Origin of the sequence: Streptosporangium sp. NBC_01755 (genome assembly GCF_035917995.1) — a bacterium.
Classification (GTDB): Bacteria; Actinomycetota; Actinomycetes; order Streptosporangiales; family Streptosporangiaceae; genus Streptosporangium.
The window spans coordinates 647,965-665,429 of record NZ_CP109131.1 but is presented as its reverse complement, the minus strand read 5'-3'; the positions used below and the strand labels follow the sequence as shown (position 1 = coordinate 665,429).

Below are 17,465 nucleotides of genomic sequence, written 5' to 3'. Positions count from 1 at the left end.
CATCACGGTGGTGGCGCGATGTTTTTCCCATTCCCTACCTAGGCATGATCTAGTTGGGTCGCCCCAAGTGTTCGCAGTCCACCCTTTGGTCCCCATCGGGAGTGACGACGTGGTGAGTGGCTGTGACGGCGGCATAGCGAAATGGGCCTTTTGCTCTATGTCCGCATTTCTGTGTTTCGCTAGTGGAAAATCATCTGGAGTCCAAACATTCGAGGTCGGTGATGTGCCGCAACGAAGCGATCCAGAAACCGGTGCCGAGTATGGCGACGGCCAGCGCTCCCCAGGCGAAACAGAGCGATGCCTGAAACGGGCCCGAGGCGGTCCAGGCGGCGGCCAGGAGCACGCCCAGGAGCATGACCCCCTCCGCCGAGAGATACGCGAGCCTCCAGCCCGGCCTGCCGAGGGCGAGGGGAAGCACGTTGGACCAGCACACCGATCCCTTCACGCACGCGGCGCCCAGGAGCACCACGGCGACCACGCCGATGTGGGCGTACTGAGCTCCATAGGCCATGCCGATGACGGCGTCGGTCGTCGGGAGCGCGACGGCGAGGGTCGCCGCTCCGGCCACGGTGAACAGCAGGGCCGTGCGCGAGATGTCCCGCCTGATGGGCGCCGTCCCGGCTCCCGCCGTGGCGGCCCGGATGATCCGGGGATAGAGCATCGCGGCCACCGGGACGGCCAGATTGGCGTAGAAGCGGCCGGGGGCCGATGCGATCTTGAGGATGGTCACCAGGTTGGGGCCGCCCAGCAGGCCCGCGAGGGTGAGGATGCCCGAGTCGGAGATTCCGGCCACGCTGGTTCCCATGGACGTCTTCACGGTGAAGGCGACCATGCCCGAGGGCAGCCGGACCCGTGCGACGGCCGGTCCCAGCTCCGCGACGAGCCCACGGGTCGCCAGCAGGTAGAACACCACCGCCATCACCAGCGCGCCCGCGGCCTGGCCCGCCAGGTAGAGCAGGGGCCCGCCGAGAAGGAGCCCGCCGAGGGACAGTCCGAACGACAGAAGCGCGCACCGCGTCCTGAGCGCGCCCAGCGTGCGCAGCCGGTCCGTCAACGCGAAGGCCGCACCCGCCGTGCCGTACGACGCCATGGCCCCGCGGGCGACGATCGCGAGAGCGAGCATGAGCGCGAACTCGTCCGAGACGTGGTCCAGCAGGCGCGCGGTCAGCAGCGCCGTGAGGCTGAGGCCGGTCGCGGCCACGCCGATCGCCACGTCCCAGTGGATCAGGCGCATGAACAGCGCGGAGCCCCGTCCGCTCCGCTGCTGTTCGATGGGGACGAACCGCTGGGCGGCGTTCTCCAGACAGGGGTCGCACAGCAGGAACCAGACGGTCGCGACGGACTGGGCGAAGACCACCTGGCCGGATGTCTCGCTTCCCGTCAGGCGTACCAGGGCGATCAGGCTGAGAGTGGGAAGAACCGCCTCGCCCAGGCCGGCGGCGGTCAGCGATGCGAAGGTCCGCAACTGGCGCCCGCCGGGCGGGCGCATCCGGTGGACGGCGCGTCCGAGAGTGTTGACCATGTCCTAGGAGCAGACCTCGTCGTACAGCCGGTCGAACCAGTCGGCAGCCCGGCTGATGTCCACGAGTTCCGCGCTTTCCCGCGCTCCCTCGCGAAGGCGGGCGTGGGTCTCCGGTTGTGCCGCCCGCAGGATGCCCTCGGCGAGGGCAACGGGATCTTTGGGCCGGACGAGGAGGCCGTTCACCCGATCCTCGATCAGATCGGGTACTCCGCCCACGGCGGTGGACACGACCGGCACGCCCGCGGCGAGAGCCTCCATGACGACCACGGGCAACCCCTCGTAGCAGGAACTGAGTACCAGCAGGTCGGAGGAGGCGATGAGCCGGCCGGCGTCGGGCACGTGACCGAGCAGGCGCACGTTGCCCAGGCCGAGTTCCTCGACCCGGCGGGCCACCCGAGCCTGCAGGGGACCGGATCCGGCGAGAAGGAACACGAGCCGGGGATCTCGCTCCTCGACCCTCGCCGCGGCCTCGACGAGCAACTCGTGGTTCTTCTGCGGGTGGAAGTTGGCGACGTGCACGATCAGGAAGGCGTCCGGGGAGACGTTCCACTCCCGCCTCGTCTGTTCCGATCGGGTCGCCCAACGGCGCTGTTCCGCGACCTGGACGCCGTGCACGCGAACGGACAGGCCACGTGAGCGCCTGCCGGTGCGAGCACGGGCGACCTGCGGAGAGACGGCCACGGTCCGGGTGTCCAGCCAGCCCGTCGCCCGGTCGAGCAGCATCGTCGGCAGCCGGTAGCGCACATTGTGCACGGTCGAGATCAGGGCCGGGCGGGGACTCAGCAGCTGGGACACGGGCCGCAGGAGCGACGCGGGAAGGGGGGAGTGGATGTTGAGAACGTCGGGTTCCAGTCTTCGCACCACGCACGCGAGGCGAGCCGCGCGAAACCAGCGCGGGTAGGTGGTGAGGTCGACGACTCCGATGCCCGCCGCTCGCAGCCGTCCGCTCAGCTCGCGAGTGGAGGCCCGCAGGCATACGACGGTGTAGCGCTTGCCCGTCGGGGGAGCGGCGAGCAGCCTCTCGACAAGCAGTACCTCCGCGCCGCCCACGTCCAGCGTCTTGATCACTTCGCAGACGTGCAGGCTCCTCATGACACGCCCGCGGCAAAGAGAGAGGGCCGTCCGGCCAGGAACGTCTCGTACCACTTCTCGATGTGGCCGGCCACCAGCGGCCAGTCGTGCTCCGCGACGGCCCGCACACCGCGTTGCATCAGCCGCAGGCAGAGCACCTCGTCGTCGAGGACCGTCCGCAGCTGGGTCAGGAGGTCCTCCGCGCTCTGCGTGCGGAAGACGCGGTAGGCGTCCTCGTCCGCGATGGCCGGGTCGAGTGAGGAGTCGGAGGAGACGATGACGGCGGTGCCCAGTGCGAGGGCCTCCATGGGAGCCGTGGGAATGCCCTCCCCGATGGTGGGGAACCTGTGGGAGGCGTGTACGAGGATCTGGGCCCGTCCCATCAGGGAGTAGACGTCGTCGGGGGAGAGGTGCCCGGCGAACTCGATCCCCGAGCCGATCCCGGCGAGCCGCTCAAGCCGGGCGCGTTCGGGGCCGTCCCCCGCGATGACGAGTCGCACGCCAGGACGGGTGGCGCGCAGCCTGTGGAAGGCATGGATGGTCAGCGCGTGGTTCTTCACCTTCACCAGGGAGCCGACGCTGACGATCAGTCCCGGTTCGACGGGATGTCTCTCCCGAAGCCGGGTGAGGTGATCGAAGGCCACGCCGCTGGGAACGATCCGCATCAGCCGGTCCGGTATGCCGGCCGCCAGCAGTCCGGCTCGGGGCCGCTCCCCGGAGACGACGAATCCGTCGATGTGGCGCAGGGCCCACGGCATGATCCGCTGGTGCCGCACCGTGAGAGCACCGTGCACGTGGAGCACGACGGGGATGCCGAGCCGCCGGGCGGCGGCGCCCAGACCGAGCGCCTCACGGTGGTCGCCGTGCAGGTGAACGATGTCGAACCGGCGCGCGCGGCGAAGCGCCCGTGCGCACTCCATGCCGAAGGCGACCACGTCCGATCTGCTGGAGACGGCGCGGCTGACGCCGGTTCGCACCGGCGGGAGCGTCCGCGCGCCGTGCGGGACGTCGCCACGCCGGTGGGCGACGGTCACCGTGTGCCCCCGCAGTGCCTGCTCGTGGACGAGCCGCTCTATGTAGCGCTCTTTCCCCCCGGGTTCGGGCGGGAGCCGGTATCCGATGTGGAGAATCCTCATGTCAGCTTCCCTGAGAGATCTGTTCCTTCGGGCGCTCGGTCACGTCGCCCGGACAGGTGCTCGTCTGGCACGTGTCCGGTGGTCGGTGATGAGAGTGGAGAAGTGTGCCCTGGCTGCCATAGGTCAGCAGGATCGCCTCGGCAGTGGAATAGACCGTCTCCACATCTTTTCTCCAGCCGATCAGGTGGAAATCATGCCGGGGTACACCGGAGAAACTAGCCCGGAATCCGACCTGCCGGGCGGTGCCGTAACGGCGGTGGCGAAATGTTTTCCCATCGTCTACCTGCGCATGATCCAGGCGCTGCGGGCGGAAGGCCGGATCGGCGCATGCTGGAGGTTGTCCTGCCTGTCATGACGTGGCATCCGAGGGTGAGATGCCTCGGGCCACCCGCCTCGAGTGATGGTAATACCTGTGAGAAGCAGGCAAATTCTCGTCGTGTCGTCGTGCCGATACCTGTTCGCGGGGTCATACTGCCTGATCCGTGTGTTTTATCCGAGGCGATGACAGCAGGATTTGGAGTTCATCGTACATATCCTTCTCGAAGAGAGGCGGTGCCATGGGGTCGCGCTGTCGGGCCGCCGAGCGGGCGCCTGGATTCCCGGAGGTCTCCGGAGGTTTCCGGAGTGCGAAGATGCATGCCGCGTTCCAGGGGGCCTGCGGCGGGTGACGTTGAGACGGGCTGGAGGTGATTGTGTATGGAATACATTCTTGTTGCTTTTTGTGTAATTATTTTGGTGTTTCTGGTTCAGGTGAACTTCGAGACGGGTGTGGCGGGGCGAGTGCTTTCGGTGCTGTTGGCGGCTTTCGCGGTCAGGCTGGCCATCCATGTTCTGCTGATCCGAAACGGAGGCATGTGGTACGGCGGGGACAACCTGATCTATGAGATCAAGGCCATGGAGATCGTCGAAGAATGGCGGCGGCAGGGTTTTGACTTCGTCGTTCCCGGAGAGGGCGAGATTCAGAAGTCCGTGGCCCTGCCGTGCAACCTGTTCGCGATTGTGATCTATCTGTGCGGCGGGAAGGCCCCGCTGGCCTGTACGGCTCTCGTCGCTCTCGTTGCCTGTGCGCTGTGCATCGTCATCTACAGGTTTGCGCGACTGCTCGGCGCGGACGAGCGAGCGGCTTTTCTACTGCTTGTCCTCTCGGCATTCACACCGGCATTCCTGGTGCACACGTCCGACATGTTCAAGGACGGTTTCAGTGTTTTCCTGGTGGTTGCCTGCCTCGGTCTGTCCTGTTCGAACATGCAACGCTTTGACATGCGTAAGCTGTTCATGCTCGTACCGTTCATGTGGGCGTTGTGGCACGTACGGCCCTATATGGTTTTCATGTGCATGCCACCTCTGCTGCTCAGCCTCCTGGGCTCCCGGAGGGCACTGTCTCCGCGTATCATGACCGTCTTCGCCATGGCGCTGGTCGGTACCCTTTACTTTTTTGGCGACTTCGCCGGCATCGGCGTCCTGGAAACGATGGAAGATCAGCTGGAGTACGGGCAGTCGGATACCGTTCGTCGTTCCATCTCCAGTCAGGATTCAGGCGTGACGTTCGCGGACGACGGTAACCCGTGGGGTGCGCTCGGTTCCAAACTTCTGTACACGCTTCTGTCTCCGTTCCCCTGGACGGAGGGGAGCATGATGCTGCAGCTGGGGAAGATCGAAGCATTTATCTGGTACTTCCTTCTCTACAGTGCCGTACGGGGGGCTCGCCGGATGTGGTGTTACGACCGCAGGATGCTCTTCGTCCTCCTGCTGTTCATTGTTCCGGGCATTGTCGCCTATGCCACCACCATGGGAAACATCGGCCTCATATTCCGCCAGCGCATGCCGATCCTTATGGTCACAAGCGTGCTCTCGGCGGTGGCGTGGACCCTGCACAAAGGACCGGAAAAGAAATTTTCGAAAGCTCGTGTCCGAGACACCTCTGAGGTGCCCGCGTCACCAGGCTAGGGCGTATGGAGATAACCTCGCCCGCTCATGGTTCTGTGCCGATCCCATCCGAACCGGTGAGAGCCGGTCGATCAGACAGGTTACCGCGGAGCGGGCGGCATCTTTTAAGGTCAGGGTGGCTGCCAACGGCGTTCGCGGGAACCTTCACCGCTGCCGTTCTGAGTTTCTATGGTGTCTCCGCCTGGGATATGGTCGTTTTTGGGGCCTATATCGCACTGGGCCTCGCTCTCCCGGGCGTGCTGCTGATCCGGGCCTTGTACGGCGGTGTCCGCACTCTGGCCGAGGAGATCGCCCTCGGATTAACACTCGGTTATTCTCTGGAAATATTCGCCTATGTCTTCGCCAGGGCCGTCGATGCGCCGCTGCTCGTCCTGGTGTGGCCACTCAGCGCGTACACGCTGTTCATCGCCGTGCCCCGGCTACGGAAACACTGGAGAGGGGTCCCTCGCCCGGGCGCCCCCATCTGGTGGTCGTGGTCGCTGGCGCTGGCGGTCGTCTATCTGGTCGCCTGGAGCGCGATCACGTTCTTCGGCCCTTATGCGCTCACCTGGCCGGGGCTGGGGGCATCCCATGTCGACAGCTCCTTCCACCTGTCTCTGATCGGTGAGCTGAAGCACCACGTGCCCCCCACGGTGCCGGGGGTCGCCGGGGAACCGCTTTTCTATCACTGGTTCATCTACGCGCACCTGGCGGCCGGAAGCTGGGTGACCGGCCTGGAACCGGTGGTTCTGCTTCTCCGGCTGGCCATGCTGCCCATGCTGGCCGCACTCGTCGTCCTCGTGGGCATGCTCGGGCACCGGGTCATCGGCTCGCGTCCAGGCGCGCTGGCGGCTGTCCTGGGTGCGATGTTCATGGCGGCTCCCAGCCTGTATCTGGGAACGAACGGGATATTCACCTGGGGAGGGATTCAGGACGCGGCATGGACCAGCCCGACCCAGACCTTCGGGGCCGTTCTGTTCGCACCGGTGGTGCTCCTGCTCGTCGATCTTCTGGAGGGACGATCACGCCGTGCCGGTAACTGGTTCCTACTGCTGGTCTTCCTCCTGGCGGTGATGGGTTCCAAGGCGACCTACCTGCCGTTGCTGGTGGTGGGACTGGCCGCGGTGACCGCTGTGGAGGCGATCAGGAGCCGCCGGTTGCCGAGATCCCCGCTCATCGCGCTGGGGATCACCACGATGTGTTTCCTCTATGCGCAATTCGTCCTCTTCGGGCGCGCGCAGCAGGGGGTGACCCTTGCCCCCCTGTCTCTGATGGAAAAAATCTGGGGCGACCTGACCGGCCGGCCCTCTGCCGTCGACTTGACCCCGGCGACGGCGGTCGGCATCACATCGGTATACCTGCTGTGCTGGATCGTCACGTGGTGCGGAGTGCTCGGGCTGTTGAGCCGGCCGAGCCTGCTGCTGCGTCCCGCTGTGGTGATCATGCTGAGTATGGGAGCCGCCGGTCTCGGGGGGGTCCTCCTGTTCGGAAGCGCTCATGGGAATCAGCTCTACTTCCTCAGAGCGGCCTACCCCTATATGGCGATCGTCTCCGTCTACGGGCTCTTCGTCGTCGTACGTCAGGCGCGTGCGTCGCGCGGGGCGGTGGCGGTGGCGGCCGGGGTCGGAGTGCTGGCCGCCTACCTGATTCCGCTTCTCTGCGGTGTCGAGATTCCCCGGCGGCCCGGGCAGACGACCGCCGCCCTGTACCTGCCGTACGTCGTCCTGCTGGGTTTCGTCCTGTTGACGGTCGTCGTCCTGATCGCCACCAGACGGGGCTGGAGCCGGTGGGCGCTCGCCCTGACGATGATCGCTTGCATAGGCCTGCCCGCCGCGGCGCACACCCGGGTCCTTTCCGTGCTTCACCGCGTCGCCGAAGACGATCTGGACGGGGTGGTCAGACAGCCGGCGGCCGAGGCGATCCCGCAGGGGGCCCTGGCCGCCGGACGGTGGCTACGGGATCATTCCGGCCCGGACGATGTGATCGCCACGAACGGGCACTGCCGCTGGGGGCACGAGGTTCCCTGCGACGGCCGTCACTCGTGGGTGGCGGCGTTGACCGAACGACGGGTGTTCCTCGAAGGGTGGGCGTACACCGCGAAGAACTGGGATCGCTGGCGGCCGGGCACGGTGCTGGAAAACCAGCCGTTCTGGGACGGTGAGCGAGTCCGATCGAATGACGCGGTGTTCCTCGCGCCCTCGCGGGAGTCGGTCCTGCTCCTGGGAGAACGATATGGAGTGCGCTGGCTTTTCGCCGACAAACGCCGGATGGATCCGGAACGGAAGGTCGATGACTATGCGAACCTACGTTTCACGTCGGGCGACTACGCCGTTTATGAGATTCCAGGCGACTTGAAATGACCAAGATCGACAAGGTGGTTCGGAAAAGCGATGTCGAAGCCTGCGGCATTCGATTCCGCGATCAGGGCTGATATCGGGGGCGGAAAGGCGCGATCTCCGGGTTCATCTTGAGCCCGGAGATCGCGCCTTTCCGCATCGTGGCCGACAGGCCCGATGCGCTGAGGTGGTGACCGGCGACGGCGTCACACGCGCCGGTTCACCGTCACGCTAATCGGCGTCGAACACCACGTCGACCCAGTAGTTGGTGGACTGGTAGGTGCTGGTCGGGAAGGTGCTCGTCGCGCCGTACGTGTAGACGCCGTTGCCGCCTTCCGCGCCACTTGCGAGCGCCAGCAACGGCTCGTTCGTGTATTGCGTGGAAAAATATGGGCGCGTTACCGAGTAGCGCCCGGACACTGTGTGGTAAGAGGCGACATAGGTGGTGTTCGCGTTTACCGCGACTGGTGTCGCGAAGTTCACCTGTTGCCAGCCGGATGCCGTCTCGTTGGTGAAGGTGGCGCTCGCGAGCGACTGCCCGCCGCTCGTCCACAGGGTTCCGACGTGGGTTCCGGTGTTCTCCGAGCCTTTGTAGAATCGGATGCCCCTGATGGTGCCGCTCGTCATCGCCCTGAACTTGACACCGACCGACACGGGCTGACTGTCGGCCTGGGACGGGATGGCGGGTACCTCCTTGTTCTCCCACAGGCTTCCGGACGGCACGAAGGCCACGTCGACCCAGTAGTTGGTCGCCTCGCTGGTGCTGGTCGGGAAGGTGTTCGTCGCGCTGTACGTGTAAACGCCGTTACCGCCCTCATCGCCGTTCTGGAGCGCGAGGAGTGGACCGTTTTGGTATCTTTCAGCAAAATACGATGCTTCTGTCGAGTAATAGCCAGATATAGTGTGATAAGAGGCAATATAGGTGGTGTTCGCGTTTACCGCGACTGGTGTCGCGAAGTTCACCTGTTGCCAGCCGGATGCCGCCTCGTTGGTGAAGGTGGCGCTCGCGAGCGACTGCCCGCCGCTCGTCCACAGGCTTCCAGTATGGGTTCCGGTGTTTTGCGGGCCTTTGTAGAATCGGATGCCCGTGATGGTGCCGCTCGTCAGCGGTTTGAACTTGACGCCGACCACGATGGCGCGGTTGTCGGCCTGAGAGGCGACCGGCGGGATCGTCTGGTCGTCCCACAGACTTCTAGCCGGCACGAACAGCACGTCGACCCAGTAGTTGGTGGATTGGTAGGTGCTGGTCGGGAAGCTGCTTGTCGCGCCGTAGGTGTAAACGCCGTTACCGCCCGATGCCGCGCTCGCCGGTGCGACGAACGGGCCATGCGCGTAGGGCAATGAGAAATATGGGCGTGTTATCGAGTAACCTCCGGGAACCGTGTGGTAGGAGGCGATATAGCTGGTATCTGCGGTTACTGTGATAGGCGTTGCGAAGTTCACCTGTTGCCAGCCGGACGCCGTCTCGTCGGTGAAGGTCGCGCTCGCCAGGAGCTGCCCACTCGAGCTCCATAGGTTGCCGATGTGCGTCCCCGTGTTGGCCGGGCCCTTGTAGAACCGGATGCCCCTGATGACGCCCGCGAACGTGGTCCGGAATTTCACCCCGACCTCGACCGCGTTGGCGTCGGCTGTCGAGGCGGTGGCGGGCACGGTGCTGGGCGGCCAGAGAGTGCAGGCGCTGCACGACGGGTCCACGGTAACCGTGATCGTGGTCGGGATCTCCTGGAGGTTGCCGATGTCGTCAACCGCTCGAACCGCGACCGTGAAGGTTCCAGAACTCAAGGGTGTCCAGCGGTACTTCCAGTTCTCCCGGCCCGTCGCCGGAAGCCAGCTGGTGCCGTCGTCGACCGAGACCTCGACGTCGGCCACGACGCCCCCTCCGGTGTCGGCGGCCGTTCCCTGGATCACGATGGTCGTCAGCGCGGTGCCGGAGGCTCCACTCGCCGGACTCGTGATCGCCGAGGTCGGCGGACTGGTGTCCGTCGACGCGGTGGCCGGGACCAGGCCGGACTGGAGGCTCGCGGGCTGGGAACCCATGTCGGCGAGGAGGTTGACCGTCGCCTGCTGCATCCGGATGTCCGTGGGGGAGCCGGCCCGATCATGGTTGGCGTCCAGCCCCCACGCCCACTGGGTGGTCCCCGCGCCGAAGACGAGCGCACCGCTCGCGCTCCGGTAAAGCGTCAGGTGGTGTGTCGCGCTTCCGACGCCGTAGGTGCTGCCGTAGTCGACCAGGTATTTGGAAGGCAGGTTCACCAGTGTTCCGGAAAGCCTGGCCCGGCCGGTCGGTTCGACCGCGTTCTCAGGTGAGACATCCCATTCGTAGCCGAGCGTTCCATTGGGGAAGACAGCTTTCTGCCCTGCCGGGAGGGTCGCTATGGACGTGTTGCGCCACAGGCGCATCTTGCCGTACTCGGCGGGGACGGTCATCGCGTCGTTGGCGACGCCGTTGACCCTGAACCATGTCCCCGTGACGGCGTTCTCCGGCCTTCCACCGTCCGAGGGCGGGGAGAAACGCGGGTCACGCCAGGTGCCGGTCCACTGGAGGGACGGGTCTATCTTGGCGTTCGCCAACGTCTCCTTGTAGGAGACCAGAGTTCGATACGGGGTGCTCGTCCCGTCACTGCTGTTCTCCCAGCGGGTTTTCCAGAAAATTTCGTTCCCGGAGAAGAAAGCCAGGTGAACGCCGTTGTCCCGGGCGCTCGTGGCGTTGCTCCGCATCTCGTTGGACCAGTACTCGTCATGGCCGGAGGACACGAAGAGCTTGTGTTCGAGAATCTCCGAGCCGCGCGTCGCGGTGTCGACGTTGCTGGTGTAGCTGACGTCGTAGCCGTTGGCCTCGATCCACCTGATCATGGGGTACTCGGAGTCAAAGAACCAGCTCTCCACCGAACCGCCGCAGCAGCCGGAGATGCGGGTGATGAACGGCCGGTTGTAACTGACCTTGTAGGCCCGTCCGGCCGGTGAGATGGAGGAGGAGTACAGGCTGCTGTTGCCGTATCTGTTGTACGCCTGCCAGGTGGCGTCGGAGGTCTGCAGCAGGATCTCCGATCCGCGGTCGTCGTCTCGGACCACGAATATCATCTGGCTGGCGCCGCTCACCCCGTCCTCCCGGATCAGATTCGCGATGTAGACCCCGGAGACCGCGTCGGCCGGCACGGCCCACGAGGCGGACACCGCCCAGGTCCCGCAGTCGACCAGCCCGGTCGCCGCCTGGGTGAAGCAGTCCGGTTGGGCCTGGGGCAGCGGGACCGAGGGCTGGACCGTCGTCACCTTCCGCGCGCCCATGCCGCCGTAGTACCCGATGCGATAGATGTCCACGCGATAGTCGCTTGACTGGGTGTTCACCTTGAACTGGGCGATCTCCCCCTTGTTGACACTCATGTTGGTCACGTATCCCTGGATGTCGGTGCTGCCGCCTCCGGGGATGTTCCACTCGCTGGACGGGTTGCCGGGAAGGTTGTTCTCCAGGCAGATGACCGAGGTCGGCGGGCAGTCCGCGCGGTGCGCCCGGGAGCGGGGGGACGCGTTCGCGATGATCTTCCGCTTGGCCCGCTCGGCGGCGTCGCCGCGGTGCCGGACGTCGGTGTCCACGGCGGTGACCGATTCCCGTGCCTTGCCGGTCACGGTGCCGCTTTCCGCGCCGGTGCCGGGGACCGGACTCCAGGCGGCACAGAGCAGGCTGATCGCGGCGAGGACACCGGTTCGGAAACGGATCGGCACGGTCAGCGGCGACCGTCGTCTGCAGCCGGCCTTCCCGGCGTCGTCTGGGTTCTGTGGCATATGTGACCTCCCGGGCACTTTCTGGGGTGTACATCTCCGCCCGGGACGGAGTAGCGACCAGAAAAGAGACAAGCACGCCGAGGTTACGCCGGAAATGATATTTGAATAACGGCGATTTCTTTACAAAAAGGGTTTTCGCTCCAATATTGGTCTAGAGGACTACTTTTGAGATAAAGGTGATTTTCTCTGGCGGGAATATCAGCTGGAAGTCCAAACAGCCCGTCCCTGGCCTCACATAAAGGACTGGCAAGAAAACCACCGAAAGCCTGCGTCCGGAGTCGTCCGGGGGACGGGCGTCATCATGCTTGCGCTCATGGAGACGACGTCACCGGCGCGGGGTCACGCGCCGAGCCCACCGCCACCCGCACATGTCACCCAGGCAGGTGAGCCGCGCCGCGGTGAACGCCGGCCTGCCCCGCCTCGGATCCCGGGTATCCGAGCCGTACCGCGCTGGTTGCCCGCGGTCTTCGTCGTCGCCCTCACCGTTGCCGCGCTCCTTCTCCACGAGGTGACGGCCGACGATATCATTCGCTTCGCCGCCTACCTCGCCTTCGGCCTGGCCCTGCCCGGCACCCTGATCATCCGGGCGGTCTACCGCGGTGAGCGCACCCTGGCCGAGGAGCTCGCCCTGGGCGTCGCCCTGGGCTACGCCCTGGAGATACCCGCCTACCTCGCCGCCCGCGCCGCCGGCCTGCCCCTGCTCACCCTGGCCTGGCCCGTCACCGTCTACGTCCTCTTCCTGGCCGTGCCCCGCCTGCGCCGGCACTGGAAGAGGCGGCCCCGCCCCGCGGCCCCCATGTGGTGGTCATGGTCACTGGCCCTGGCCATCGCCTACCTCACCGCTCTGGGCGTGGTCCGCTTCTTCCGCGGCCAGGCCCTCGCCTGGCCCGCCCTGGCCACCTATTCGGTCGACATGCCCTTCCACCTGGCCCTGATCGGCGAGCTCAAACACCACGTGCCCCCGACCGTGCCCATGGTCGCCGGCGAACCCCTGCTCTACCACTGGTTCATCTACGCCCACTTCGCCGCGTCCAGCTGGATCACCGGCATCGAACCCCTGGTGCTGCTCTTCCGCCTGGGAGCGCTGCCCATGACGGCCGTGCTGCTGATCCTGCTGGCCATGGTCGCCCGGCGGGTCACCGGCTCCCGCGCCGCCACGCTCCTGGCCGTCGTCGGCACGGTGTTCATGACCGCCCCGAATCTCTACCTGGGGGTGAACATCGGGAACTTCACCTGGAGGGGCTTCCAGTCCTGGACGGGACTCACCCAGACCTTCGGCGCCATGCTGTTCGCCCCGGTCGTCCTGCTCCTCGCCGACCTGCTCGACGGCCGCGGACGCCGGGCCGGCAGATGGCTCCTGCTCGGGGTCTTCCTGGCGGCGGTCATGGGTGCCAAGGCCACCCACCTGCCGCTGCTGGCCGCCGGACTGGCCGCCGTCGCCGGAGTCGAGATGGTCAGGCGGCGCCGGCCGCCGTGGCGGGCGCTCGCCGCGCTCGCCATGACCGCGGTGTGCTTCGGCTACGCGCAGGCGGTGCTGTTCGGCGGTGCGCGGCAGGCGATGACGGTCGACCCCCTCTCCATGCTGCGCCGGGCCTGGGGGGAGCTGACCGGCGGTGCCGGCGCGGCCGAGCCGACGCCGGCCTCGCTGCTGGGTCTCACCGCGCTGTACCTGGTGTGCCTGGCCGTGACCTGGTGCGGGGTCCTCGGGCTGCTGTGCAGGCCGAAACTGCTGCTGCGGCCGATGGTGGTCCTGCTGCTCGGGATGGGCGCCGCGTCCACCGCCGCCGTCCTGCTCCTCGGCCATCCTCATCTCGGCCAGCTCTACTTCTTCGGGGCGACCTATCCCTACTTGATGATCGTCGCGGCCTACGGGCTCGTCGTCGCCGTGCGGCGGGCGCGGATGCCCTCCAGGAGGGTCGCCTGCGCGGTCGGCGCAGGGGTGGTGGCCGCCTGTCTGATCCGCGCGCTCTGCGACGTCCGGGCTCCCCTGAGCGCGGGGCGGTCGGAGTTCGCCCTCTACCTGCCCTACGCCGTGCTGCTCGGCGTTGTCGCCCTGGCGGCCGCCGTGCTGGTCGCGACCGGGCGCCGAGCCCTCCGGAACTGGGTCTTCCTGCTCGTCGCGTTCGCGGCGGTCGGTGCGCCCGCGGCCTGGTGCGCGCGCGTCCTGCCCGTCGCGGGTGACGTTCCGGTGGCTCGTCCCTTCGGTGAGGTCCTGCCGGTGGCGCCCCAGGACGTTCCCGAAGGAGCCGTGACGGTGGCCCGGTGGCTGCGCGCCCACTCCGGCACCGACGATCTGGTCGCCACGAACGTGTACTGCCGTTGGGGGTACGAGGATCCGTGCGACAGCCGTCAGTTCTGGGCGGCGGCTCTGTCGGAGCGGCGCGTGCTCGTCGAGGGATGGACGTACACCTCCGCGAACATGGGCCGCTGGCGTCCGGGACTGCTGCCCGAGTACCTGCCCTTCTCCGACGGCGAGCGGCTCCGGGCGAACGACGAGGCCTTCCGCGCGCCCTCGGCGTCCGCGATGCGACGCCTGCGCGAGGAGTACGGGGTGCGCTGGCTCCTCGTCGACGAACGCCGTCTGGACCCCGGCTCGAAGATCGGGGACTTCGCCGAGCCGAGGTTCCGCTCCGGCGACTACGCGCTCTACCGGCTGGCCGACGGACAGACCGGCGTGATCTAAGACTTGCGTAATGGATCGCCAAGGAACGACGGCGCGACGCGTGTCGGACGGGCCTTTCGTTGTTCACTTCGGCCGTGAACGTAACCGACCTGACGATGGTCCCCTTCAACCGGACGCACATCTCGACGAACGAGCTGGAGTACCTGGGGGAGGCCGTGCGCCGGCGATCCACCTGCGGAGACGGGCCGTTCACCCGGCGGGCGGCCGAGCTCCTCGGAAAGATCACCAGGGCCGGCCAGGTGCTGCTGACCACCTCCTGCACGCACGCGCTGGAGATGTCGGCGATCCTGCTGGATCTCCAGCCCGGCGACGAGGTGATCATGCCGTCGTTCACCTTCGTGTCGACGGCCAACGCCTACGCGCTGCGCGGGGCGGTCCCGGTCTTCGTCGACTGCAGGCCCGACACCCTCAACGTGGACGAGCGGCTGATCGAAGCCGCGATCACCGATCGCACCCGGGCCGTCGTGGTCGTCCACTACGCGGGCATCGCGTGCGCGATGCGGGAGATCGCCGAACTCTGTGACCGGCACTCCCTCACCCTGATCGAGGACAACGCCCACGGCCTGGGCGGGTTCTACCGGGGCCGGCCGCTTGGATCGTTCGGCAGTATGGCCGCGCAGAGCTTCCACGAGACGAAGAACGTGCAGTGCGGGGAGGGAGGCGCGCTGCTCCTGAACGACGCCGGTCTCGTCGCGCGTGCCGAGGTCGTCCGGGAGAAGGGCACCGACCGCAGCCGGTTCTTCCGCGGCCAGGTCGACAAGTACCGGTGGGTGGACATCGGCTCCAGCTACCTGCTGTCCGATGTCCTGGCCTCACAGCTGACCTCACAGCTGGAGTCGTTTGAGGAGGTCCAGTCACGGCGCCATGCCGTCTGGTACCGCTACCACGAGGACCTGGCGGACTGGGCGATCAAAAACGGGGTCTCCCAGCCGGCGATCCCGGAAGGCTGCGCGCATCCGGCGCATCTGTACTACCTGCTGCTCCCGGACCTGGAGAACCGCCAGGCTTTCATCGGCCGTCTCCGGAGCGAAGGCGTGCAGGCGACGTTCCACTACCAGCCCCTGCACGCCGCGCCCGCTGGGGCGCGGTTCGGCCGGGTGGCCCCGGGCGGCTGCCCGGTCACCGAGCGGGTCGCCGACCGTCTCGTCCGGCTGCCGCTCTTCGCCGATCTGGACGAGAGCGGCGTGGCACGAGTGATCGACGCCGTCCGGTCCTACGAGGTGAGCTGATGGCCTGGTGCGACATGATCGGGTCGCGGGCCGTACGGGCCGTGGAGTCGCCGTTGGAATCGGTCCGATTCGGATGCTCCGTGGAGCGGCTCACCGTCCCCGCGGAGGCCGGGACACCGTTCTCCACGATCGCCGAGGCGCTCCTGGGGTCGGCCGCGGACGTCGTCGTGCTCCGGTATCCGGCCGAACACGTCGGCTGGTTCGCGAAGCTGACCGCTTTCGACAGGACGGCCGTGTTCGCGGACTCCCTCGTGTACTGGCGCCTGCGCGCCGGGCGGGGGCGCGAGCCCGCTCCGTCGCCTGACCTGCGGACGTCGGAACCGGTCGACCCCGCCGCGGTGAAGGCGCTGGTCTCCGACATCTTCGGCGCGTACGGGAACCACTACCTGGCCAATCCGCTGTTCGACGCCGCGGAGGCACTGGCGGGCTATCAGGAGTGGGCACTGAGATCCTGTGCCGAGGGGGGATGTCTGGCGTTGGAGGATCGAGGCGCGGGAGCGGAGAGTCCGCGCGTGCTCGGGCTGGCCACGCTGGAGGAGGACGGCCCCCGGACGGAGATCCTGCTGGCCGGGGTGGTCTCCGGCTCGCAGGGGCGTGGGCTGTACGCCCACCTGCTCAGGGCCGTCGAGGACCGCGCGCTGGCACGTGGCGCGGCAGAGGTCGTCATCTCCACCCAGGGGCACAACACGCGGGTGCAGCGGGCATGGGCGAGGTACGGATTCGAGCCCGTCCAGACCTTCCTCACCGTTCATCTGGTCCGGAGCCGGCTCCTGCGTGCGCGGGAAGGCTAGGGCCGCCGGGCCGCGGGGGAAGGGCGGCGGCCGGCGACCCGGCACGCTCGCGCACCACGTACGTCGGGCGGCCCATGCCGTTTCCGTGAATGCGGCCGATGTACTCACCGAGGACTCCGATGGACACCAGCTGGGCGGACGAGAAGAGCGCGACCATCGAGGCGACGGTGGTGAACCCGGCCACGGTGGTGTCGCCCGCGGCGAAACGCCACAGGACGGCGCCCCCCAGCACCAGGCCGATCACGCCGACGAGGAATCCGAGGTAGCTCGCCGCGCGGAGCGGAGCGGTGCTGTAACCGAGGAGCATGTTCATCGCGTGCCCGACCAGCAGGCACGGCGTGTAGTTCGATTGCCCGTGCTCGCGCTCGTTCATGTGCACGCCGACGGAGCCCACCTGTGCGGTGGCCCAGGACAGGGCCACGTCGATCGACGCGTGCGGCCCGGACAAGTCCTCGAAGCCGTCGCGCAGGTGCGTACGGAAGGCCCGGAAGGCGCTTATCGTGCGCGCGGTGCGGATGCCCAGCGCACCGGCCATGGCGGCCTTGACCGACCGGGACGCGAGACTCCGCAGGAACCCGTGCTCCTCGTCGTGCGGGACGCCGTACACGAGGTCGAGGCGGTCGCCTTCGAGGGCGGCCAGCAGCAGGGGGATCTGCTCGGGCGGATGTTGCAGGTCGTCGTCCATGGTGACGACGACCTCGAATGCCGCCTCCCTGATGCCGGCGACCAGCGCGTTGTGCTGCCCGTAGTTCCGGGAGAGCCGGATCGCCCTGACGGCGTCGAACCGGCGGGTCAGCTCGGCGGCGGTCTCCCAGGTGTCGTCCGGGCCTCCGTCGACGACGAGGATCACCTCGTGCCGGACGGACAGGCCACGCAGGACCGGTATGAGCCTGTCCACCAGCGCCGGAAGGGTCCGCGCGGAGCGGTAACACGGAATAACCACCGACACCGACATTAATCCCCCGATTATTGTTCGCCGCCTACTACAATC

11 protein-coding genes are annotated in these 17,465 nt (G+C 67.1%); 6 read left to right on the top strand and 5 right to left on the bottom strand.

Annotated elements, in window-relative coordinates; translation table 11 throughout:
• Positions 1 to 190 precede the first annotated feature (190 nt).
• From OG884_RS02740 to OG884_RS02730, 3 genes are read right to left on the bottom strand one after another with little or no spacing between them, the layout of a single operon-like run.
• Positions 191 to 1,522, bottom strand: a complete 1,332-nt coding sequence (locus OG884_RS02740; protein WP_326641781.1) for a hypothetical protein — start codon at positions 1,520 to 1,522, stop codon at positions 191 to 193.
• 3 nt (positions 1,523 to 1,525) lie between these two features.
• A complete protein-coding gene (locus OG884_RS02735) occupies positions 1,526 to 2,614 on the bottom strand; it encodes a glycosyltransferase (protein WP_326641779.1) in 1,089 nt (362 codons plus the stop codon).
• Positions 2,611 to 3,729, bottom strand: a complete 1,119-nt coding sequence (locus OG884_RS02730; protein WP_326641777.1) for a glycosyltransferase family 4 protein — start codon at positions 3,727 to 3,729, stop codon at positions 2,611 to 2,613. The genes OG884_RS02735 and OG884_RS02730 overlap by 4 nt, the downstream gene beginning before the upstream one ends.
• Before the next feature lie 88 nt (positions 3,730 to 3,817).
• Here OG884_RS02730 and OG884_RS02725 point away from each other — a divergent pair, with 88 nt between their 5' ends.
• From OG884_RS02725 to OG884_RS02715, 3 genes are all read left to right on the top strand, one after another.
• Positions 3,818 to 4,084: a hypothetical protein gene (locus tag OG884_RS02725; RefSeq protein WP_326641775.1), complete on the top strand. Its 267-nt coding sequence runs from the start codon at positions 3,818 to 3,820 to the stop codon at positions 4,082 to 4,084.
• Between the two features lie 341 nt (positions 4,085 to 4,425).
• Positions 4,426 to 5,676, top strand: coding sequence for a hypothetical protein (locus tag OG884_RS02720; protein WP_326641773.1), 1,251 nt, complete (start codon positions 4,426 to 4,428; stop codon positions 5,674 to 5,676).
• 188 nt (positions 5,677 to 5,864) lie between these two features.
• Positions 5,865 to 8,015 (top strand): hypothetical protein, encoded by a 2,151-nt coding sequence (locus OG884_RS02715; RefSeq protein WP_326641771.1) that lies wholly within the window; start codon positions 5,865 to 5,867, stop codon positions 8,013 to 8,015.
• Positions 8,016 to 8,222: 207 nt separating this feature from the next.
• On the opposite strand, the gene OG884_RS02710 is transcribed toward OG884_RS02715, so the two are convergent.
• On the bottom strand, positions 8,223 to 11,771 hold the full coding sequence (locus OG884_RS02710; protein ID WP_326641769.1) for a DUF4082 domain-containing protein: 3,549 nt from the start codon (positions 11,769 to 11,771) through the stop codon (positions 8,223 to 8,225).
• Between the two features lie 508 nt (positions 11,772 to 12,279).
• On the opposite strand from OG884_RS02710, the gene OG884_RS02705 reads away from it, so the two are divergent.
• From OG884_RS02705 to OG884_RS02695, 3 genes are all read left to right on the top strand, one after another.
• Positions 12,280 to 14,454 carry a hypothetical protein gene (locus OG884_RS02705; RefSeq protein ID WP_326641767.1) on the top strand — a complete coding sequence of 725 codons (2,175 nt, stop codon included), beginning with the start codon at positions 12,280 to 12,282 and terminating at the stop codon, positions 14,452 to 14,454.
• Between the two features lie 74 nt (positions 14,455 to 14,528).
• The gene (gene rffA / locus OG884_RS02700) at positions 14,529 to 15,683 is read left to right on the top strand and encodes a dTDP-4-amino-4,6-dideoxygalactose transaminase (protein WP_326641765.1); all 1,155 of its coding nucleotides are present in this window, start codon (positions 14,529 to 14,531) and stop codon (positions 15,681 to 15,683) included.
• Positions 15,683 to 16,474 carry a GNAT family N-acetyltransferase gene (locus tag OG884_RS02695; RefSeq protein WP_326641764.1) on the top strand — a complete coding sequence of 264 codons (792 nt, stop codon included), beginning with the start codon at positions 15,683 to 15,685 and terminating at the stop codon, positions 16,472 to 16,474. Before rffA ends, OG884_RS02695 begins: the two co-directional genes overlap by 1 nt.
• On the opposite strand, the gene OG884_RS02690 is transcribed toward OG884_RS02695, so the two are convergent.
• Positions 16,425 to 17,417, bottom strand: coding sequence for a glycosyltransferase family 2 protein (locus OG884_RS02690; protein WP_326641761.1), 993 nt, complete (start codon positions 17,415 to 17,417; stop codon positions 16,425 to 16,427). The genes OG884_RS02695 and OG884_RS02690 overlap by 50 nt on opposite strands.
• Positions 17,418 to 17,465 lie beyond the last annotated feature (48 nt).